The organism is Streptomyces aculeolatus, from assembly GCF_020400605.1.
GTDB lineage: Bacteria > Actinomycetota > Actinomycetes > Streptomycetales > Streptomycetaceae > Streptomyces > Streptomyces aculeolatus.
The window spans coordinates 171,601-192,012 of record NZ_JAINRD010000019.1 but is presented as its reverse complement, the minus strand read 5'-3'; the positions used below and the strand labels follow the sequence as shown (position 1 = coordinate 192,012).

Genomic DNA, 20,412 nt, shown 5'->3' with positions numbered 1-20,412 from the left:
TAGTCGTCCCCGTGGGGGGAGGGGCCCGGGACCGTGCCGGTGGCCGGGTCGGAGTCCGGGGCGCGGCCCGTCATCGCCGTGAGTGTGGCGCGTACGTGCTCCATGTGCGCCGACAGCTCCTCGCGGCGGACCTCCGCCTCGCGCAGCGCGCGCTGCGTGTCGCGCTCGATCTGCTCCGCCTGCGCGACCGCCTCCGCCACCAGCTCCGCGCCCTGCGCCTCCGCCTCCTCGCGGCAGCGCCGCGCGTACGCCTCCGCCTCCGCGTGCGCCGCCTGCTGGTCGGCGAGGTGGGCCTCCGCGCTGCGGGTACGGGTGGCGAGGTCGGCGTCCAAGGCCTCCCGGCGCTCGCGCACCTTCTCGGCCAGCCGCCGTGCCGCCGCCTTGCGTTCGTGGCGCGCGTCGTCGAGCATCGCCGCCGTGCGGTGCTTCATCTCCGCCAGCGCCGCCGCCGCCTCGCCTGCGGTGTCCTCGACCGCCGCGTGCGCGGAGGACAGCAGGTCGGCGGCCTCCTGCTCGGCCGCCCCCAGCGCGCTGCGCAACCGGGCCTCCGCCTCCTCGCGCAGCGCCTGCGCCGCGCGGCGGGTGTCGGCGGTGGTCTCCTCGACGTACCGGCGGGTCTCGGCCTGCGCGCGGTGCAGCTGCTCCGCTGCGGTGCCGCGGAGGTCGGCGGCCTCGTCCTGGGCGAGGTGCAGGATCTCCTGCGCGCGGGTGCCCAGTTCGGCGTAGGTCTGCTCCTTCACCTGCGCCAGCTCGCCGCTGAGCCGCTCCAGTTCCTGGCTCAGCTCGCGCTCCAGCACGGTGAGCCGGGCGGCCCGCTCCCAGGCGGAGTCGCGCTCCTCACCCACGCGGGTCACCGCGGTGTCCACTTGGTCGGGGTGGTAGCCGCGACCACCGCGTACGGTGTCGAAGCTCCGAGCCGACGTCTTCGCGGCACCCATGTGATCGAGCTCCTCTCGTCCCCGGTCGACTGTCGGCGCTCATCCTTCAGGATCCGCGTTAATCGGTCATAACCTGACACCCGCTCCTTTCAGGTGGTCATCGGTTGAAGAACATACGAAACGGCCCCACCGGCAGAGCCGGTGAGGCCGTTCCCCTACTGCCCGCGACGGGCTACAACAGACCGTCCCAGAGCTGTTCGAGCACCACCGACCACCAGTGGTCCGGGCCCTCCAGCGCCGCCGGATCGATCGCCGCCAGCTGGGACTGGAAGTCGACCGTCCAGCGCCCCGCCTGGTCCGGCGTCAGGCCGAAGCGCAGCCCCCACATGTGGCGGAGCATCGCCAGGCAGCGCACGAACTCCGGCAGCCCCGTGTTCACGAACTGCGGCGGCGCGCTGCCCCCGCCGGGCGCCGCCTCCAGCGGCACGGCGACGATGTGCGCCGTCCCGTACTGGACGCACATCTGGCGGCCGAAGTCGTTGCCCATCACGAGGTACGAACCGGCGTCCGGCGCCGCCTGCACACCCCGCTCCGCCGCCAGCTCCGCCAGCGTCGGCACCGGCCTGCCCGGCTGCGCCTGCCCCCAGAAGAACGGGCCGAAGTCCATCGGCAGCCCCGCCCACACGAGCGTCTGCGCCACGATGTCCGGCACGCCCTGGCGGGCCACCGCCCGCTGGTCGTAGCGGAACACGCCCTGCGGCCCGAACGCCTGCAGCAGCTCGTGCCCCAGCCCCTCCGGCGGCAGCGGCGGCATCACCGGGATCTGCCCCGGCGGCGGCAGCGGCACGCGCTGCGGGCGCGGCCGGGCCGGACCGTCGGCGACCTGGTGCAGCTCGCCCTGGTGCTCGATGAGCTGCTGCATGCCCTGCTGCCGGGACGCGTGGTCGCGGCCGTACGAGGCGGTGTGGCTCAGCCGCACCTGCGGCCACGTCTCACGGATCATGCGCGAGCAGTAGCCGCCGGGCAGATCGCAGGGCTCCAGCTCGGTGTGCAGCTCCAGGACCTGCTGCGGCGGTACGCCCATGCCCCGCAGCTCGTGCAGGATCTGCCACTCGGGGTGCGGGGTGCCGGGGGCGGAGCGCCGCATGACCTGCTGCTCGGAGCCGTCCTGGGCGCGGTAGCGCAGGACGGCGAGGTAGCCGGGACCGACGGTGGGGACGCCGGGGGGCGGATAGCCGTAGCCGGCCTGGGGCGGGCCGGGCTGCGCGCCGGGAGGCACGCCGGGGGCCCCGGGGGGCGGCATACCGGGGGCTCCGGGTGCGCCGGGCGCTCCCGGTGCCGGGGCTCCGGGGCCGGCGGGGGCGCCCGGAGGGAAGGGGGCGGCCCCGGGGGGCGCGCCGGGGGCGCCCGGGGCGCCGGGCGCGAACGGGGCGCCGCCGGGGGGCGGGGCCGCCTGGCCGGGCGCCGGCGGCGGGGGTGCACCGGGGGCGCCTGGAGCGCTGGGTGCGCCAGGAGCGCCGGGTGCGGGCGGAGCAGCAGGTGCGCCGGGGGCGCCCGGCGCTCCGGGAGGTGCCGGTGGGCCGGGGGGCGCGCCGCCCGCGGAGGCGCCCGGATCGACCTGCGACACCAACTGGGTCGGGATGTACGCGTTGCCGCCGCCGGGAGCGCCCGGAGCGGACGGCGGGGGCGGGGTGCCCGAGCCGCGGCCGGCCCCGGGCGTGCCGGGGGCACCGGGCGGCGGCGGTACGCCCTGCCCGGCTGGGGCCCGCTTGCCCTTGAGCGGGGGCGGCAGGGGGGTCGCCTTGCTGGTGGCCTGCTCGGCGATGTCCGCCGCGCCGCCGCCGGGGTTGGGGGGCGGGGCGGCAGGGGTGTGCGCGGCCGGGGCACCGGGGGCACCCGGCGCGGAAGGCGCTCCGGGAGCGCCGGGTGCACCGGGGGCTCCAGGTGCGCCGGGAGCCGAAGGGGCGCCGGGGGCCGCGGGCGGGCCGGGCGGGGCCGGAGTGCCGGGCGCCGCGGGGGCGCCGGGAGCCGGCGGAGCGCCGGGGGCGCTCGGAGCGCCGGGCATGCCCGTGGATCCAGGGGCTCCCATCGCACCCGGGGCTCCCGGCGGTGCGGGCGCCGCCGGCGGCGCACCCGGCGCGCCGGGGTAGCTGCCCGAGCCGGGAGCCGGGGGCGGAGTGCCGCCCGGCGCCGGCGGCGGGGTGCCCGGGGCACCGGGGTACGCACCGGAGCCCGGCGCGCCCGCACCCGAGTGCGGGCCGGCCGGAGGGCCGGGGTAGCTGCCGCCGCCGGGCGGCGGCGGGTACGGGCCGCTCGGCGGCGGGGTCTCGGGAAGCTGGGACGAGAGGACCGTCTCCGGCAGAGGCACGGAAGCGGCGTCGTCGTCACCGCGGGAGTTGGTGTCGTTCCACGGAGTCGGCGCCGCCGCCGCGGGCGCCGTCGGGTCCACCCGCGGGCCCACCGACCCGGAGACGCCGGCCGCACCGGCACCCCCCGCCGCGTACGGCGAAGCCGGGCCGGCCGGCGACGGCGCACCGGAACTCCCCGCTCCGTACGGCGCACCCGGACTCCCCTGCGCCGCAGGCGCAGCCGGGCCGGAGCCCGCAGCCGCACCCGCGTGCCGGCCGCCGCCGGAACCCGGAGACCCGGACGGCGCCGGAGAACCCGAGGAACCGGAAGACCCCGGGGAACCCGAGTCCCCGCGCCGCGGGATCCCGATCTGGTCCGCCGCCTCCTGCAGCCACTCCGGCGGCGTCAGCAGGAACGACGTCGCACCCAGGTCCACGCGCTCCCCCGGCTGCGCCCCCCGCGGCGCCGCAGCCTCCTCGCCCCCGTACTCCTCCTCGAAACGCCGGATCACCTCGCCCACCGGCAGCGCCGGCCACAGCGTCGTGTCGCCCGAGTCGCGCGCGATGACCATCCGCGCCCCCGAACCCTCCGGCACCTCACCACCGGCCGGGATCTCGGCCCAGGCCACGAAGCCCAGCTCGAACTCCCGAACCTTGACCTCGCGGCGCCGCTGCTGCGGCACCCCCCCGTTGATCCACGAGTCGGCGCGCTCCTGCGCCTGTGCGAAGGTGACCACTACGCCTTCACCCCTCCACCGGCACGGCGCGCGCGAAGCCGCCGTCCACCATCAGATTCGCCACGGTCTCCAACTCCGGCGGGCCCCCGACCAGCCGGTCCAGGAAGGCGTCGAAGTCCTCCCCGCAGAACAGCAGCAGCCGCTCCACCCGCTCCGCCACCGACCAGCCCGAATCGCCCTGGTCGCGGGCGTCGTCGTACGGGCAGAACCACACGCTGCCGCGCCTGCGGCCCTTCGTCTTCAGCGCCAGCACCCCGCCCTGCAGGAACGCGATGCCCAGATAGTCCTTCGTCAGATGGTCGCGCAGGCACTTGTTGACATAGACCAGATCATTGACCGCCGCCTCCTCGCGCACCGTGAAGAACGGCTGGTCCACCAGCAGCCCCAGATCCGGATCCAGCGCCGCGCCCACCGGCGCACAGCCGCCCGCCGCCTTCAGGAAGTCGCGGTACGCACCCGGCAGCCCGTACCCCAGATCCTCCTCGATACCCGCGACCTGGTCCTCGCTCACCGCCGCACCGTCACGCGGCAGCGTGAAGTGCACCGGCCGCGTCTCCTGCAACGGACGCGTACCGCGCTTGTCCTGGTCCACCGCCGCCGTCGCCAGACCGCCGTGATGCCGCAGCAGCGCCTTCACATCCGCCGGCACCAGCTCCATGCGGCGGCTGCCCGCCACGTGATGCCACGTCCAGCCGTGCGGCGTCGCCACCGGCGGCAGCGTCGACCACAACTCGTGGCCCTGCGCATGCAGCGCCGCGTTCGCCGACACGTAGTCCGTCAGCCGCAGCTCGTCGATGCCGAAGCCCTCCGGGGGCTCCGCGATCTCCGCCGCGGCGCGCGCGTACGCGGAGAAGTCCGGGTAACCGTCGGCGTCGACCCGCACGCCCCGGGGGTGTCTGGCAGCCCGGACCGGGTCCGGGAAGTTCACGACCTGCCCGGCGTATGCCGCGTTCGGCGGTGCGACGGTCGTTCCTCGCCGACCTGACGTCATCGCGTGTGCCCCCTGCCGTTGGTCTCCGTCAAAACACAGCCTATGGGGTGCCGCGGCCGGCGGTCTTGCCCTGGTCAGAGAGCGCCCCGGCAAGCGGCGTGATCTGCTCCGCAATGACGGACTTGCCCAGCACCCGCCCGGGCCACGGGGTGTGCACACGCCGGTACGGAAGGCACCTCGGGTGTCGTGTCGTACGTATGTGGCAAGCTGGACGACGCGAGACAGCGGAGTTTCACGGGGGAGGCTCTTACCGCTATGCACGCACGCTCAGACACAGTCGATCCGCTCACCGGCGGCGACCCATACGGCGTTATGGGAAGCACGTTCGGCCAGACGGACACTCCGTACGGATACATGGAAACGGACATGGGGACGGGGACAGGCCCGGCGGCCGACCCCCGCACAGACTGGCGCGACACCGCGCCCGGCGACGGCGTACCGCGCCTGACCAGCCGGCGGGACGGCGTCCTGCCGGCCGTCGGCGCCGCCCTCTCCGTCCGCGGCCAGACCCTCACCTGCACCGCCGGCCGCGCCGGCCAGGGGCCCCTGCTCCACCCCCTCGTCCAGGACTTCCTCGACACCCTCACCAGCGGCCGCCGCGAACGCTTCACCGGACGCTGCCCGGAAGCCGTGCTCCTCTCCCGGCACCTGGCCGCCGTCGAGGCCGCGCGCAGCAAACGCGCCGCGCGCAAACCGCTCTCCGCGGGAGAAGCACGGCGCGCCCTGAAGCAGGCGAAGATCACCGCCCGGCACATCCGCGAGGACGGCGACCCGCTGCACGGACGGTACGCACCGCCGTGCCGCTCCTGCGCCGCCCTCCTCACCCACTTCGGCGTGCGCACAGTCGGTGACGCGCACGCCGAAGGCTGAGCCGTGGTCCCCACGGACCCGCGCGACCTGGCCGCGCACCACACGCGCTTCCCCGTCGACGTCGACAGCGCGCTGCGCGCCGCCGGCTGGGAGCCGGGCAGGTGGGACATAAGACAGGCGGAGAGCTGGGCCGACACGCTACGGGCCCACATCTCGCCCGGCGGACACGTACACGCGGTATTCCCCGCAGCCGTCGAGGCCTGGGCGGAATTCGGCGGCCTGCGCATCGTCGGCGAAGGCCCCGGCCGCCAACTGGGCCCCGCCGACCTGCACGTCGACCCCATGCACGGACTCCACCTCACCCGCACCCTCGCGGACCTCGGCCGCGCACTCCAGACGGAGCTGTGCCCGCTGGGCGCAGAACTCGCCCCCGACGGCAGCACGGCACAGGCCGTACTCGCCGTCGACGCGAACGGCCGCGGATACGCGCTGGACCACGCCGGGGACTGGTTCCTCGGCAGGACCGTCGACGAAGCGCTGGTGACACTCGTCACGGGCCTCGAACCGCAACGCCTCACACCGGAGGCGGGATAGCGCCGCACAGAGACGGAGCCGGGGACCGCCGCGTCCAGGCGTAAGGCCGCAGCGGGGCACCCGCAGGGCCGGGGGCGCTACTTCCCGCTGGGCAGCACGGCCGACACGCGGAAACCCCCGGCCTCCGTCGCACCCGAGACGAAGCCGCCCCCCAGACCCGTCACCCGCTCACGCATGCCCACCAGCCCGTTGCCGCCGCTCGGCAGCCCGGCACTCTGCGAAGCGGCGTCGGACGGGCCGTTGAGCACCAGCACCGCGACCTCGGCGACACGGTGCGCCAACAGCACCCGCGTCTTCGCACCCGGCGCATGCTTGTGCACGTTCGTCAGCGCCTCCTGCACCACCCGGTAGACCGTCTGCTCCACCTCCGCGGCATACGGGCCGGCATCGCCCTCCTCCGCGAAGTCCACGGCCATCCCGGCCGCCCGCGACTCCCCGATCAGCGACTCCAGGTCGTCCAGACACGGCCCCGGCCCCCCGCCGGCCCCGCCGTCGCCGGCCGCCCGCGGACCACGCCCGGCACCGGCAGCCCCCTCCCCCGACGCGGTCGCCCCCGCCGGCGCCCGGACACCCGGCGACGAGCCGCCGGAACCCGCCGCGGCACCCGCCGCAACACGCGCCGGAGCAGCAGACCCCGCACCGCCCTGCTCCCCGCCCCCGGCACCCGCCCCGACAACCCCGACACCACCCGCACCGGACCCCGCAGCCCCGGCCCCACCCCCACCGGCAGCCGCAGCAGCACCGGCACCCGAACCCTCCGACGCCGCGGCACCGACCACGGCACCACCACCGGCCGGCCCGCTCCCCGACGCCGACGACACCGACCCCGCCGGCATCCGCAGCACACCCAGCATCTCCCGCAGCTCCGTCAGCGCCTGCCGCCCCATGTCCCCGACCAGCGCCGCGTTCCGCGCCGCCTTCTCCGGATCATTGAGCGCCACCCGCTCCAGCGCCGCCGCGTGCACCACCATCAGACTCACCCGGTGCGCCACCACGTCGTGCATCTCCCGCGCGATCCGCGTGCGCTCCTCACGCCGCGCCCACACCGCGCGCTCCTCCGCCCGCTCCGCCAGCAGCGACAACTCCCGCTCCAGCCCGTCCGCCCGCTCCCGCAAGCTCTCCACGAGCCGCCGCCGCGCACCCACGTACAGCCCGAAGAGCAGCGGCGGCAGCGTCACGCCCACCGACATCAGCAGGGCGACGAGCGCGGCCAGCACGAACGGCGAATCCCGGTCGTGCTCCTCGAACGTCTGGTACATCTGCACGAACGTGACAATGATCACGGCAGACACGGACATCCCGGCCAGAGCCGCCGTGATGCGCCGCGGGATGTCGGAGGCGGCAAGCGTGTAGAGACCGACGATGTTCAGCAGGAAGCCCATCTCCGCGGGCGTGACGGCCATCGCCACCAGCACCGGGACGATCGGCCACCGCCGCCGCAGCACGAGCGCGCTCCCCGCGACCACGCCGAGCACGATCCCGAACCCCACCGGCAGCCCGGCATCCCGCGAGAACGGCACCCCCTGCACCGCACACTCCGCGGCCGACGCCAGCGCCAGCACCACGTCCAGCACCAACGACCGGCGCCGCGCCCACCACCAGACCGGCCTCCGCCCCCCGGAGACCTCGCTCACGGCTTCCCCCGACGCGGTCATACCAACCAGCGTAAGGGCCGATCGCGCGGGAACAGGCTCCGGGTTCAACAGCACGCAACGCATTCGAACGCACACGAAACCGCCAGGTAAGCCCCGAACTGGTGAATCGACCGAATATTCGCATCCGCCGCCCGGACCCCCGACGAGGCTGGTCGCCATGACCCACGCAGCACAACGCCGCCCGGGCGACGGCACGGGCGGCCTGCTCACCGGCACGGCGACCTTCGAGGAACTACGCGACAGGGCGGTGTCCCTGCGCCGGGAGGGCCTGAGCCGCAGACAGATCCGCGACCACCTGAAGGTCGGCAACAACGACCTCCTCAACCGCCTCCTGGAAGGCGAACCGCCCCCGGAGTGGACGAAGCGCCCGCGGGCCAAGGACGAGCTGCGGTCAAGGGCCCGCGAGCTACGGACGCAGGGCAGGACGTACGACCAGATCCAGCTGGAGCTGGGCTGCTCGAAGAGCTCGATCTCCCTGTGGGTACGCGACCTGCCGAAGCCACCGCCCCGGACCCGGGAGGAGGCGTCGGCGATCGCGAAGAGGGGCTGGGAGGCGACACTGCGAAAACGGGAGAGGGAGAGACAGCAGACGAAGGAGGCGGCGACCCGCGAGATCGGCCGGCTCAGCGACAGGGAACTGTTCCTGGTCGGCGTGGGCCTCTACTGGTCCGAGGGCGCCAAGGCGAAGGCCCCCGGCGGGCGGGAAAGAGTGATCTTCGTCAACAGCGACCCCGGGATGATCACGGCCTTCCTGGCCTGGCTCCGCCTGCTGGAGGTCGATGCGCAGCGACTGCGGTTCAGCGTGCAGATCCACGAGACGGCGGACACCGCCGCCGCGGAGGAGTTCTGGGCCGCGCACGTGGGCGTGGACCGCAGCCTTCTACTCAAAACCTCACTCAAGACGCACAACCCCCGGACCAACCGCACGAACACCGGCGAGGACTACAAGGGGTGCCTTCGTGTAACGGTCCGGGACGGCGCAGAACTGTACCGTCGCATCGAGGGGTGGTGGTACGGCATAGTGGTGGCCGCCGGGCGACGGACCGGGGAAGTGTCCGTTTAGCCCGATTAGCTATCCCCTGTGGTGTAATCGGCAACACGGATCGCTTTGGACGATTTGTTCCTGGTTCGAGTCCAGGCAGGGGAGCCTACGGATCGACTTCCGGCCCCGGCAATCGCCGGGGCCCGTTTGCATTACCCCCGCGTACCCCCTCGGTATCCTGCCCGTATCCCCGATTCCGCCTGCGTAAGGACACCTCACGTGACCGCGAACCGCCCCGCAGCCGTCGTCGTACTCGCCGCGGGCGAAGGCACCCGTATGAAGTCCGCGACCCCCAAGGTCCTGCACCGCATCTGTGGTCGCTCGCTCGTCGGGCACGTCGTCGCCGCCGCCGGAGAGCTGGACCCCGAGCATCTCGTCGTCGTCGTGGGGCACGGCCGGGAGGCCGTCAGTGCGCATCTCGGGGAGATCGCGCCGCGGGCGCGGGCCGTGGTCCAGGAGGAGCAGAACGGGACCGGGCACGCCGTGCGGATCGCGTTGGAGGAGCTGGCCGGGGACGGGGTGGCGCTGGACGGGACCGTGGTGGTGGTGTGCGGTGATACGCCGCTGCTGGCCGGGGAGACCCTGGGCCGGCTGGCCGGGGCGCATGCCGCGGACGGGAACGCGGTGACGGTGCTGACCGCGGAGGTGCCGGACGCGACCGGGTACGGGCGGATCGTGCGGGAGGGCGCGGCGGGGGCCGTGACGGGGATCGTGGAGCACAAGGACGCGTCGGCGGCGCAGCGGGAGATCCGGGAGATCAATTCGGGGGTGTTCGCGTTCGACGCGAAGCTGCTGGCGTCGGCGTTGACGCAGGTGCGGCGGGACAACAGTCAGGGTGAGGAGTACCTGACGGATGTGCTGGGGATCCTGCGTTCCGCGGGTCACCGGGTGGGTGCGTCGCGGGCGGTCGATCACCGGGAGATCCTGGGGATCAACAACCGTGTGCAGTTGGCGGAGGCGCGCCGGCTGTTGAACGACAGTCTGCTGCGTGACGCGATGCTGGCGGGGGTGACGGTGGTGGATCCGGCGTCGACGTGGTTGGACGTGGGGGTGTCGTTCGAGCCGGATGCGGTGGTGTTGCCGCAGACGCAGTTGCTGGGGGCGACGCGTGTGGGGGCGGGTGCCGAGGTGGGGCCGGGGTGCACGTTGACGGACACGGTGGTGGGTGCGGGGGCGCGGGTGCTCAACACGGTTGCGGACGGGGCGGAGATCGGTGCGGGGGCGAGTGTGGGTCCGTACACGTATCTGCGGGCGGGGACGCGGCTGGGTGCGGGGGCCAAGGCGGGGACGTATGTGGAGATGAAGAACGCGGACGTGGGTGCGGGGACGAAGGTGCCGCATCTGTCGTATGTGGGGGACGCGACGATCGGGGAGTACACGAACATCGGTGCCGCGAGTGTGTTCGTCAACTATGACGGGGTGGCGAAGCATCACACGACGATCGGGAGTCATTGCCGTACGGGTGCGGACAACATGCTTGTTGCGCCGGTCACAATCGGGGATGGCGCGTACACGGCTGCGGGGTCGGTGATCACGAAGGATGTGCCGCCGGGTTCGCTGGCCGTGGCGCGGGGTCAGCAGCGCAACATCGAGGGCTGGGTGGCCCGTAAGCGGCCTGGGAGTGCGGCGGCGCAGGCGGCGGAGGCGGCGCGCGGTGAGGGTGTGGAGGGGGACGAGGGGGCCGGTCAGGCGGGGTGAGGGCGTGGGTGGTGTGGGCGTTCGGGGCGTACGGTGAGTAGGACATCCACCCGGCCGCCCGCCCGGCCGCCTGCCCTGATACCGAGGAGAACGTGCTGTGACCGGGATCAAGACGTCCGGCCAGAAGAAGCTGATGCTTTTCACCGGCCGTGGCTACCCCGAGCTTGCCGAGGAGGTCGCGCACCAGTTGGGTGTGGGCCTCGTGCCGACGAAGGCGTTCGACTTCGCCAATGGTGAGATCTACGTCCGTTTCCAGGAGTCGGCGCGGGGTGCCGACTGTTTTGTGATGCAGAGTCACACGACGCCGATCAATCAGTGGATCATGGAACAGATGATCATGGTGGATGCGCTGAAACGTGCCTCCGCGCGGAGCATCACCGCGATCGTCCCGTTCTACGGCTATGCGCGCCAGGACAAGAAGCACCGGGGCCGGGAGCCGATCTCGGCGCGGCTGATCGCGGATCTGCTGAAGACGGCGGGTGCGGACCGGATCCTGACGGTGGATCTGCACACGGACCAGATCCAGGGTTTCTTCGACGGTCCGGTGGACCATCTGTTCGCGCTGCCGGTGCTGGCGGACTACGTGGCGTCGAAGACCGACCGGTCGAAGCTGACGGTGGTCTCGCCGGATGCGGGGCGGGTGCGGGTGGCGGACCGGTGGGGTGACCGGCTGGGTGCGCCGCTGGCGATCGTGCACAAGCGCCGGGATCCGGATGTGGCGCACCAGGTGACGGTGCACGAGGTCGTGGGTCATGTGGCCGGCCGGGTGTGTGTGCTGGTGGACGACATGGTGGACACGGGGGGCACGATCTGTGCGGCGGCGGACGCGTTGTTCGCGAACGGCGCGGAGGACGTGATCGTGGCGGCGACGCACGGGGTGCTGTCGGGTCCTGCGGGTGACCGGTTGAAGGGGTCGAAGGTGAGCGAGTTCATTTTCACGAACACGCTGCCGACGCCGAGCGAGTTGGACCTGGACAAGATCACGGTGCTGTCGATGGCGCCGGTGATCGCGCGGGCGGTGCGCGAGGTGTTCGAGGACGGGTCGGTGACCAGCCTCTTCGACGAGCACGCGTAGCGGTTTCGCAGAAGATCGACTTGGGGCGGCCTCCCGCCGCCGGGTAGACTCCCGGAGTTGCTCGGCGAGGGAGGCCGTCCCGGTTCGTCCGGTTCCGGTTCGGTGCTCCGTTATCGACGCGCTCTTCGTAGCAGGCCGATTGCGGCCGGGTGACCGTCCCGTCAGCTTCACCTACTGCGAGGAGTGCAGTCATGGCCGAGTACAAGATCGCCGCGGAGCCGCGGACCGAGACCGGCAAGGGCGCGGCCCGCCGGCTGCGGCGCGAGGACAAGGTTCCGGGTGTCATCTACGGCCACGGCGCGGAGCCGCGGCACGTGGCGCTGCCGAGCTACGACCTGCTGATGGCGCTGAAGACGTCGAACGTGCTGATCAGCCTGGAGCTGGGCGGCAAGTCCGAGCTGGTCATCCCGAAGGACGTGCAGCGTGACGCGCTGCGTACCGGGGTGCTGAAGCACGTGGACCTCCTGGTCGTGAAGCGCGGCGAGAAGGTCACGGTGGAGGTGCCGATCCAGGTCGAGGGCGATCTGGCGCCGGGCCAGAACCTGCTGGAGCACACGCTGCACGCGCTGCCGGTGGAGGCCGAGGCGACGAACATTCCGGAGTCCGTGACGGTGAGCGTCGAGGGCCTGGAGGCGGGTGCCACGGTGGCGGCGAAGGACGTGAAGCTGCCGGCCGGGGTGACGCTGGCGGTGGACGGCGAGGACCCGGTGCTGCACGTGGTCGCGCCGCAGGCGGAGGAGCCGGCCGCGGAGGGTGAGGCGGCCGAGGGCGAGGCCGCGGGCGACGAGGGCAAGTCGGAGGAGTGATCGGGCGGGGGGCGGGCCGTACGGGCCCGCCCCCCGTTTCCGTTGGTGCAGGCACACGTATCCCGGGAGGGCCGGCAGATGTCGGACGCAGCGCAGCCGTGGCTTGTCGTGGGCCTGGGCAATCCGGGCCCGGGGTATGCGGGCAACCGGCACAACGTGGGGTTCATGGTCGCGGATCTGCTGGCGGAGCGGGTGGGGGGCAGGTTCAAGGCGCACAAGTCGCGGGCGCAGGTCGTGGAGGGGCGGCTGGGTCCGCCGGGGCCTGCGGGCCGGCGGTTGGTGCTGGCGAAGCCGATGACGTACATGAACCTGTCGGGGGGGCCGGTCTCGGCGCTGGCGGGTTTCTACAAGGTGCCGCTGGAGCGGCTGGTCGTCGTCCATGACGAGCTGGATCTGGAGTACGGCACGCTGCGGCTGAAGCTCGGTGGCGGGGACAACGGCCACAACGGGTTGAAGTCGTTGTCGAAGTCGCTGGGGCGGGAGTATCTGCGGGTGCGGTTCGGTGTGGGGCGGCCGCCGGGGCGGATGGAGGTGGCGGACTACGTGCTGAAGGACTTCTCCGCGGTGGAGCGGAAGGATCTCGGCTATTTCGTGGACCGTACGGCGGATGCGGTGGAGGCGTTGGTCACGGAGGGTCTGGAGCGGGCCCAGAACACGTTCAACGGCTGATCGCGCGGTCTGTCACAAGACTGTGACACAGGGCTTTCCTCGCACACGCTCCGAAAGGGGATGAGCGGTGCGCAGCCTGCCTTGACCGGCGCCGCGCCGGAGGCGGAAGCTGAGCCGCCCCCCGACTTCCCTCCGCACACCTTTCACTCACGAAGTTGGGTACCCCATGCGAACCATTGCTTCGGCCGGCGCCGTCGCCGCCGCCGCTGCCGCCTCCCTGCTGTTCGCCGCCGCGCCGGCGCCGGCGGCCAACGGCGACAACGGGACCGTGAAGATCCACGACTCCGCCACCGGCGAGGAGCTTCGCAAGAACGAGCCGAAGGTCTGCGAGTTCTACCTCGACGCCTTCGGCTTCGACGCCGGGCAGCAGGTCACGTGGCAGATCGTCGGCTGGAAGCCGACCGGGGACAACAAGACCGTCGCGGACGAGGGCGCGATCGTCCTCGACGGCGAGGGGAACGGCCGGACCGAGGACATGACCCTCCCGGACGGCCACTACAAGCTGTTCTGGAACTGGAAGGGCGAGAACGGGGCCGCGAAGCACAAGGTCTTCTGGACGGAGTGCGAGGACGGGTCCGAGTCGCCGGACCCGTCGGACTCCCCGTCAGGCGCCCCCTCGGACGGCTCCTCCGAGCCGGCGGAGCAGCCGGGCGAGCCCGGGAAGCCCGGTGAGGACGGCAAGGGCGGCGAGGAGGGCGGGGACGCCACGCCCAGTGCGTCCGCCGCGCCGGGCGCGCAGGGCGGCAGCGACGACGGGTCGGGCGGCCTGGCGGCCACCGGCGCGTCGGTGACGGGCATCTCGATCGCCTCGGCGATCCTCCTGGGCGCGGGCGGGTACCTGGTGCTCCGCCGCCGGGGTGCGGGCCGCCAGCACTGAGCACGGCCCCGCAGGAGTACGCACGCGGCCCCCGCCCCGGGAGGGCGGGGGCCGCGTGCGGTTGCCGTCGGGGTGTGCCCGGCGCCGTAGGTCCGCCGGCCGGGCCGGAGGTCAGCCCGTGTTGCGCAGGCCCGCCGCGACTCCGTTGACCGTCAGGAGCAGCGCCCGGCTCAGCAGCGGGTCCGGGGCCTCGCCGCGTTCGGCGGCTTCGCGCTGCCGGCCCAGCAGCGTGACCTGGAGGTACGAGATCGGGTCGAGGTAGGCGTCGCGGATGCGGAACGTCTGCTGGAGCACCGGGTTGGCCTCCAGCAGCTCCGTCTCGCCGGTGATGCGCAGCACCTCGCTGACCGTCAGCTCGTGCTCGGCCTCGATGACGGCGTAGATGTGCTTCAGCTCGTCGGGCACGAGGGTGTCGACGTAGTGCTGGGCGATCCGCAGGTCGGTCTTGGCGAGCGTCATCTCGACGTTGGCGAGGAAGTTGCGGAAGAAGTGCCAGTGCTCGTACGCCTCTTCCACGACGGCGTCGAGGCCGGCCTCGCGTGCGGCGCGCAGCCCGGAGCCGACGCCGAACCAGCCGGGCACGATCTGCCGGGACTGGGTCCAGCCGAAGACCCAGGGGATGGCGCGCAGCCCGTCGAGGCCCGCGCCGGTGTCGGGGCGGCGGGAGGGCCGGGACCCGAGGTGCAGCTCGGCGAGCTGGTCGACGGGGGTGGAGGCGAAGAAGTAGGCGGGCAGGTCGGGGTCGTCGACGAGCCGGCGGTACGCGGCGTGGGCGGCGTCGGAGACGACGTCCATGGCGGCGTCCCAGCGGGTGAGCGCTTCGACGGACTGCCGGGGCGCGGTGTGCAGGGCGGACGCCTGGAGGGTGGCGGCGACGGTCAGTTCGAGGTTCTCCCGGGCCAGGGACGGCACGAGGTACTTGTCGGAGATGACCTCGCCCTGCTCGGTGACCTTGATCTCGCCTTCGAGGGTGCCCCAGGGCTGGGCGAGGATCGCGTCGTGGGTGGGGCCGCCGCCGCGGCCGACGGTGCCGCCGCGGCCGTGGAAGAGGCGCAGCCGTACGCCGTGCCGGTGGGCGACGTCGCGCAGCCGGCGCTGGGCGCGGTGGATCTCCCACTGGGAGGTGGTGATGCCGCCGAACTTGGAGGAGTCGGAGTAGCCGAGCATGACCTCCTGGACGTCGCCGCGCAGGGAGACGAGCCGCCGGTAGGAGGGGTCGGAGAGCATGGCGTCGAGGAGGTCGTCGGCGATCTTCAGCTCGTCGGTGGTCTCCAGCAGCGGCACGATGCCGATCTTCGCCCAGCCGGCGTGCAGGTCGAGGAGTCCGGCCTCGCGGGCGAGGACGGCGGCGGCGAAGACGTCGTCGGCGCCCTGGCACATGGAGATGATGTACGACTCGATGACCTCGGGGCCGAAGGCGTCGATGGCCTTGCGGACGGTGTCGAAGACGCCGAGGGTCTTGGTGCCGGCCTCGTCGAGGGGCGCGGGGGTGGGCGCCAGCGGGCGGCGGGAGCGCAGCTCCTTGGCGAGGAGGCCGCGGCGGTAGTCGCGGGGCATGTCGAGGTAGCGCCAGGACTCCTCGCCGAGCCGGTCGAAGAGCTGGCCGAGGGCGTGGTGGTGGGCGTCGGCGTGTTCGCGTACGTCCATGGTGGCGAGCTGGAGGCCGAAGGCGGCGATGGTGCGGATGGTGCGTTCGAGGCGGCCGTCGGCGACGAGGGAGCCGCGGTGGGCGCGCAGCGAGGTCTGGACGAGGGTGAGTTCGTCGATGAGCTGCGTGGTGCCGAGGTAGTCGCGGCCGGGCACGTGGGCGCTGCCGTCGGCGAGGCGGCGGCGGGTGTTGAGGAGCTTCTGCCGGATGCAGGTGGCCTTGAGCCGGTAGGGCTCCTCGGCGTTGAGCCGCTTGTAGCGGGGGCTGATCTCGGGGAGCAGCTCCAGGTCGTGCTGGACGGAGGCGAGGAGTTCGTCGGTGGCGCCGCCGTTGCGGATGGAGTTGGACAGGGCGGAGCGGAGTTCGTCGACGTGGCCGATGGCCTCGGTGATGCCGTGTTCGTGCTGGAGAAGGAGTACGTCCCAGGTGACCTGGGGGGTGACGTTGGGGTTGCCGTCGCGGTCGCCGCCGATCCAGGTGCCGAAGGTCAGCGGGCGGGTGCCGGGCGGCAGTACGGCGGACTTGTCGGCGCCGACGCGCTCCAGTTCGGCGGCGAGGTCTTCGAGGACGTCGCCGACGGCGCCGCGGTTGAGCTCGTCGAGGTAGTAGATGGCGTTGCGGGCCTCGTCGGCGGGCTCGGGGCGTACGACGCGCAGCTCGTCGGTCTGCCAGATGAGGTCGATGTCCTCGGCGAGGCGGCGGTCGCAGCGGCGGCGGTCGGCGGCCGACTTGCCCTCGTCGGCTTCGAGGAGGCGGGCGACGTCGCGCAGCTTGGTGAGGACGGAGCGGCGGGCGGCCTCCGTGGGGTGCGCGGTGAAGACGGGGCGTACGCCGAGGCTGGCGATGGTCTCGCGCAGGTGGGCGGGGTCGGCGTCCTTGAGCATGTCGGCGGTACGGGCGAGGCTGCCGCCCTCCGCGGCGCGGCGGGCGCGGAACTCGCGGCCGCGGTGCACCTGCTCGGTGACGTTGGCGAGGTGGAAGTAGGTGGAGAAGGCGCGCACGAGCCGGGCGGCGGTCTCCAGGTCGACGGCGCGCAGCAGCTCGGCGGCGGCGTCGCCGTCGGTGCGGGTGAGGGCGCGTACGCGCTCGACGAGGTCCAGCAGCTCCTGCCCGTCCTGGCGGACGAGGGTCTCGCCGAGCAGGTCGCCGAGGCGCCGGATGTCGGCGCGCAGCTCGGCGTTGCCGGCGGCCGCGGCGCCCGGGTCGGGGCCTGCGGCTCCGGCGGGGCGGTGCGCGTGGGTGTCGGCACTGGTCACTGGTGCGGCTCCTTGGCGTGCGGCGCTGGTGTTTCCGCCCGTGCGCGGCGGCGCGCGGCGGGCCGGGGTGCGGACCGCGCTGTCCGACGCCCCCAGACTAGTCGGCCCTGCTCGCTGCCCGGGTGGGCGAAGCCCGCGGGGTTGCGGCATGGGAACCGGCGTCTGCGGGCACTCAAGAGGTGTTCCTTCCACACGGGCGCGTATGTACGCCCGTTGGGACCGTGCCTCTTTCAGCCCGGAACTGAGGCATGCCATACTTACGCCAACGTAGGTTACGGGACCGTAGCCTCGCTGGTCCATGTTCCCCAGCCTCCGAGGGATGCCCATGCCGTCCACGTCCGAAGTGATCGACGAGCAGCCCCGCTCGGCCACGGTCACCCCCGAGTCCGCGACGCTCGGCGGTGAGAACAAGAGATCGATCGAGCAGATCACGCTGCTCGCCTTCATCGTGCTGCCGTTCGTCGCACTGGTCGCGGCGATCCCGCTGGCCTGGGGCTGGGGGGTGAGCTGGCTCGACCTCGGACTGATGACGTTCATGTACTTCCTCGGCCTGCACGGCGTGACGGTCGGCTTCCACCGGTACTTCACGCACGGCTCGTTCAAGGCGAAGAAGCCGCTGCGGGTGGCGCTGGCGATCGCCGGGTCGATGGCGGTGGAGGGCCCGGTCGTGCGCTGGGTCGCGGACCACCGCAGGCACCACAAGTTCTCCGACGCCGAGGGCGACCCGCACTCCCCCTGGCGCTTCGGCGAGACGGTGCCGGCGCTGATGAAGGGCCTGTGGTGGGCGCACATCGGCTGGCTCTTCGACGAGGAGCAGACGCCGCAGAACAAGTACGCGCCGGACCTGATCAAGGACTCGGCGGTCCGCCGGGTGTCGCGCCAGTTCGTGCTGTGGACGGCGGTCTCGCTGCTGTTCCCGCCGCTGGTCGGCGGGCTGGTCACCTGGTCGTGGGAGGGTGCGCTCTCGGCGTTCTTCTGGGCCTCGCTGGTACGGGTCGCGCTGCTGCACCACGTCACGTGGTCGATCAACTCGATCTGCCACGCGGTCGGCAAGCGCCCGTTCAAGTCGCGTGACCGCTCGGGCAACGTGTGGTGGCTGGCGGTGCTGTCCGGCGGCGAGTCGTGGCACAACCTGCACCACGCGGACCCGACCTGCGCCCGGCACGGCGTGATGAAGGGCCAGATCGACTCCAGCGCCCGGATCATCCAGATCTTCGAGAAGCTGGGCTGGGCGTACGACGTGCGCTGGCCGACCCAGTCCCGTATCGACGCGAAGCGCAACAAGGACGGCGACTCCCGCAAGGGCTCGGGCAAGGGCGCGGCCGCCGCGTCGGCCCGCCGTGAGGAGAGCGCCGCCGACGCGGCATGATGGAGCCCGTGGCTACCGCGGGTAAGAGCAGCACGGGCAACAGCGGCGACGGCGGCGAGGGGAAGCCGCCGCGCCGTACCCGGCGGCGGATGACGGGCAAGGAGCGCCGCGAGCAGCTCGTCGACGTGGGGCGGACGCTGTTCGCGGCGCGCGGCTTCGAGGCGACGTCGGTGGAGGAGATCGCCGCGAAGGCGGGTGTGTCCAAGCCGGTCGTGTACGAGCACTTCGGGGGCAAGGAGGGGCTGTACGCGGTCGTCGTCGACCGCGAGATGCGCCGGCTCCTCGACATGGTGGCGAGCGCGCTGACCGCGGGGCATCCGCGGGAGCTGCTGGAGCAGGCCGCGTTCGCGCTGCTGGACTACATCGACGAGTACACCGACGGCTTCCGCATCATGGTCCGGGACTCCCCGGTGGCGCAGTCGCACGGCTCGTTCGCGTCGCTGATCAGCGACATCGCCACCCAGGTGGAGGACATCCTGGGGCTGGAGTTCAAGTCCCGGGGCTTCGATCCGAAGCTGGCGCCGCTGTACGCGCAGGCGCTGGTGGGGATGGTGGCGCTGACGGGGCAGTGGTGGCTGGACGTGCGCAAGCCGAAGAAAGCCGAGGTCGCGGCGCATCTGGTGAACCTGGCCTGGCACGGGCTGGGTGATCTGGAGGCCAAGCCGCGGCTGATAGGCCACCGCCGCGCGTAGCCCCCGGCCCGCGGGCCGCGACAGTCCGCCCCGCCCCTCCCGGAGGGGCCTTTACGCGGCCTGGAACTCCAGCCGGTTGCCGAACGGGTCCGCGGTGTGGAAGCGCCGTACGCCCGGGATCTCGCCGTCGGCCCAGGTCACGTCGTGGCCGCGGGCGGCCAGCCGGCGGGCCAGCGCGTCGAGGTCGGTGACGACGAGCGCCGGGTGCGCCTTGCGGGCGGGGCGGAAGTCCTGCTCGACGCCGAGGTGCAGCGTCACGGCGCCGGAGGTGAACCAGCAGCCGCCGCGGGCGGCGAGCACCGCGGGCTTGGGCACCTCGGTCATGCCGAGGACGTCGCCGTAGAAGATGCGCAGGATCTCCTCGCTGCCGGCGGGGACGGCGAGCTGGACGTGGTCGAGTCCGGTGATCATGGCGTGACTCCCAGCGCGAAGATGCGGCGGAACGGGAACGGGGTGCCGTGCGGGCCCGGCGGGTAGGCGGTGCGCAGCAGGGCCGCGTAGGCGGCGACGAAGGTGTCGGACTCGTCGCCGAGGGCGTCGAGGACGGGGCGCAGCCCGGTGCCCTTCACCCAGTCCAGCACCGGGTCGGTGCCGTGCAGGAGGTGGGCGTACGTGGTCTCCCAGGCGTCGCCGGCGCAGCCGAGGTCGCAGAGCAGCTCCAGGTAGGCGACGGGCTGGAGCACCGGCTGGTCGCGCAGCACGCCGTGCAGCCGGTCGCGCCAGCGCGGTTCGCGGGTGAGCTGGCGCATCAGCGCGTGGCTGGGCGCGTCGAAGTTGCCGGGGACCTGGAAGGCGAAGGTGCCGCCGGAGGCGAGCCCGGCGAGCCAGCGGGGGAAGTGCTCCCAGTGGTCGGGCACCCACTGCAGCACGGCGTTGCCGAGGATCAGGTCGTACGCGCCGGGCTCCGGCGTCCAGTCGGCGAGGTCGGCGAGGGCGAAGTCGATCCGGCCGCCGCCGGGGGTGGGCCCGGCGTGGGCGGCGGCGGTGCGGAGCATGGTGGGCGAGCTGTCGTAGCCGGTGACGTGGGCGCCGGGCCAGCGGGCGGCCAGCAGCGCGGTGCCGTTGCCCGTGCCGCAGCCGATGTCGGCGATCCGCGCCGGGCGGCGGGGCAGCTCGCCGACGCGGGCGAGGAGGTCGGCGAGGGGGCGGGTGCGGGGCCCCTCGTGGCGCAGGTACTGCTGCGGGTCCCAGGAGGGTGAGGTCATGCGTCCAGCGTTCCGCCGATGTATCTCGATGTCAAGAGACTTCATGTCGACAGACCGACTAC

Annotated in this window: 17 protein-coding genes and 1 tRNA gene; 11 read left to right on the top strand and 7 right to left on the bottom strand. The window is 73.1% G+C overall.

The genetic code is table 11. The features are described 5' to 3' along the window. The 3 genes from LG396_RS27655 to LG396_RS27645 all read right to left on the bottom strand — a co-directional run. On the bottom strand, nucleotides 1-938 hold a 938-nt coding region (locus LG396_RS27655; RefSeq protein ID WP_225796833.1), incomplete at its 3' end, for a coiled-coil domain-containing protein. A gap of 172 nt (nucleotides 939-1,110) precedes the next feature. Continuing rightward, nucleotides 1,111-3,963 (bottom strand): SUKH-4 family immunity protein, encoded by a 2,853-nt coding sequence (locus tag LG396_RS27650; RefSeq protein WP_225796832.1) that lies wholly within the window; start codon nucleotides 3,961-3,963, stop codon nucleotides 1,111-1,113. A 7-nt stretch (nucleotides 3,964-3,970) separates the two neighbouring features. Next, a complete protein-coding gene (locus LG396_RS27645) occupies nucleotides 3,971-4,954 on the bottom strand; it encodes an SMI1/KNR4 family protein (protein WP_106437534.1) in 984 nt (327 codons plus the stop codon). Nucleotides 4,955-5,320: 366 nt separating this feature from the next. On the opposite strand from LG396_RS27645, the gene LG396_RS27640 reads away from it, so the two are divergent. Together LG396_RS27640 and LG396_RS27635 are read left to right on the top strand one after the other, a co-directional pair. Then, nucleotides 5,321-5,824 (top strand): YwqJ-related putative deaminase, encoded by a 504-nt coding sequence (locus LG396_RS27640; RefSeq protein WP_018838406.1) that lies wholly within the window; start codon nucleotides 5,321-5,323, stop codon nucleotides 5,822-5,824. A 3-nt stretch (nucleotides 5,825-5,827) separates the two neighbouring features. Beyond that, nucleotides 5,828-6,358 (top strand): SUKH-3 domain-containing protein, encoded by a 531-nt coding sequence (locus tag LG396_RS27635; RefSeq protein WP_051642712.1) that lies wholly within the window; start codon nucleotides 5,828-5,830, stop codon nucleotides 6,356-6,358. 77 nt (nucleotides 6,359-6,435) lie between these two features. Here LG396_RS27635 and LG396_RS27630 read toward each other — a convergent pair whose 3' ends face one another. Further along, nucleotides 6,436-8,013, bottom strand: a complete 1,578-nt coding sequence (locus LG396_RS27630; RefSeq protein WP_225796831.1) for a sensor histidine kinase — start codon at nucleotides 8,011-8,013, stop codon at nucleotides 6,436-6,438. Between the two features lie 157 nt (nucleotides 8,014-8,170). On the opposite strand from LG396_RS27630, the gene LG396_RS27625 reads away from it, so the two are divergent. The 7 genes from LG396_RS27625 (at nucleotide 8,171) to LG396_RS27595 (ending at nucleotide 14,180) form a co-directional block, all read left to right on the top strand. Beyond that, nucleotides 8,171-9,076: a hypothetical protein gene (locus LG396_RS27625; protein WP_225796830.1), complete on the top strand. Its 906-nt coding sequence runs from the start codon at nucleotides 8,171-8,173 to the stop codon at nucleotides 9,074-9,076. A gap of 12 nt (nucleotides 9,077-9,088) precedes the next feature. After that, nucleotides 9,089-9,160 (top strand) — tRNA-Gln (locus LG396_RS27620). A 114-nt stretch (nucleotides 9,161-9,274) separates the two neighbouring features. Further along, entirely contained in the window at nucleotides 9,275-10,753 is a 1,479-nt protein-coding gene (gene glmU / locus LG396_RS27615; RefSeq protein WP_018838410.1) for a bifunctional UDP-N-acetylglucosamine diphosphorylase/glucosamine-1-phosphate N-acetyltransferase GlmU, read from the top strand. Nucleotides 10,754-10,850: 97 nt separating this feature from the next. Then, a complete protein-coding gene (locus LG396_RS27610) occupies nucleotides 10,851-11,828 on the top strand; it encodes a ribose-phosphate diphosphokinase (protein WP_037750673.1) in 978 nt (325 codons plus the stop codon). A 191-nt stretch (nucleotides 11,829-12,019) separates the two neighbouring features. Next, entirely contained in the window at nucleotides 12,020-12,634 is a 615-nt protein-coding gene (locus tag LG396_RS27605; RefSeq protein WP_027768290.1) for a 50S ribosomal protein L25/general stress protein Ctc, read from the top strand. Nucleotides 12,635-12,712: 78 nt separating this feature from the next. Next, a complete protein-coding gene (gene pth / locus LG396_RS27600; RefSeq protein WP_037750675.1) occupies nucleotides 12,713-13,303 on the top strand; it encodes an aminoacyl-tRNA hydrolase in 591 nt (196 codons plus the stop codon). Nucleotides 13,304-13,469: 166 nt separating this feature from the next. Next, nucleotides 13,470-14,180, top strand: coding sequence for a hypothetical protein (locus LG396_RS27595; protein ID WP_225796829.1), 711 nt, complete (start codon nucleotides 13,470-13,472; stop codon nucleotides 14,178-14,180). 111 nt (nucleotides 14,181-14,291) lie between these two features. On the opposite strand, the gene ppc is transcribed toward LG396_RS27595, so the two are convergent. Continuing rightward, nucleotides 14,292-17,084, bottom strand: a complete 2,793-nt coding sequence (gene ppc / locus LG396_RS27590) for a phosphoenolpyruvate carboxylase (protein ID WP_100299523.1) — start codon at nucleotides 17,082-17,084, stop codon at nucleotides 14,292-14,294. A gap of 325 nt (nucleotides 17,085-17,409) precedes the next feature. Here ppc and LG396_RS27585 point away from each other — a divergent pair, with 325 nt between their 5' ends. After that, nucleotides 17,410-18,453, top strand: coding sequence for an acyl-CoA desaturase (locus tag LG396_RS27585; RefSeq protein WP_018838416.1), 1,044 nt, complete (start codon nucleotides 17,410-17,412; stop codon nucleotides 18,451-18,453). Then, a complete protein-coding gene (locus LG396_RS27580; protein ID WP_018838417.1) occupies nucleotides 18,453-19,145 on the top strand; it encodes a TetR/AcrR family transcriptional regulator in 693 nt (230 codons plus the stop codon). The genes LG396_RS27585 and LG396_RS27580 overlap by 1 nt, the downstream gene beginning before the upstream one ends. Nucleotides 19,146-19,196: 51 nt before the next feature. On the opposite strand, the gene LG396_RS27575 is transcribed toward LG396_RS27580, so the two are convergent. Beyond that, nucleotides 19,197-19,556 (bottom strand): VOC family protein, encoded by a 360-nt coding sequence (locus tag LG396_RS27575; RefSeq protein WP_018838418.1) that lies wholly within the window; start codon nucleotides 19,554-19,556, stop codon nucleotides 19,197-19,199. Continuing rightward, nucleotides 19,553-20,350 (bottom strand): trans-aconitate 2-methyltransferase, encoded by a 798-nt coding sequence (locus LG396_RS27570; RefSeq protein WP_225796828.1) that lies wholly within the window; start codon nucleotides 20,348-20,350, stop codon nucleotides 19,553-19,555. The genes LG396_RS27575 and LG396_RS27570 overlap by 4 nt, the downstream gene beginning before the upstream one ends. Nucleotides 20,351-20,412 lie beyond the last annotated feature (62 nt).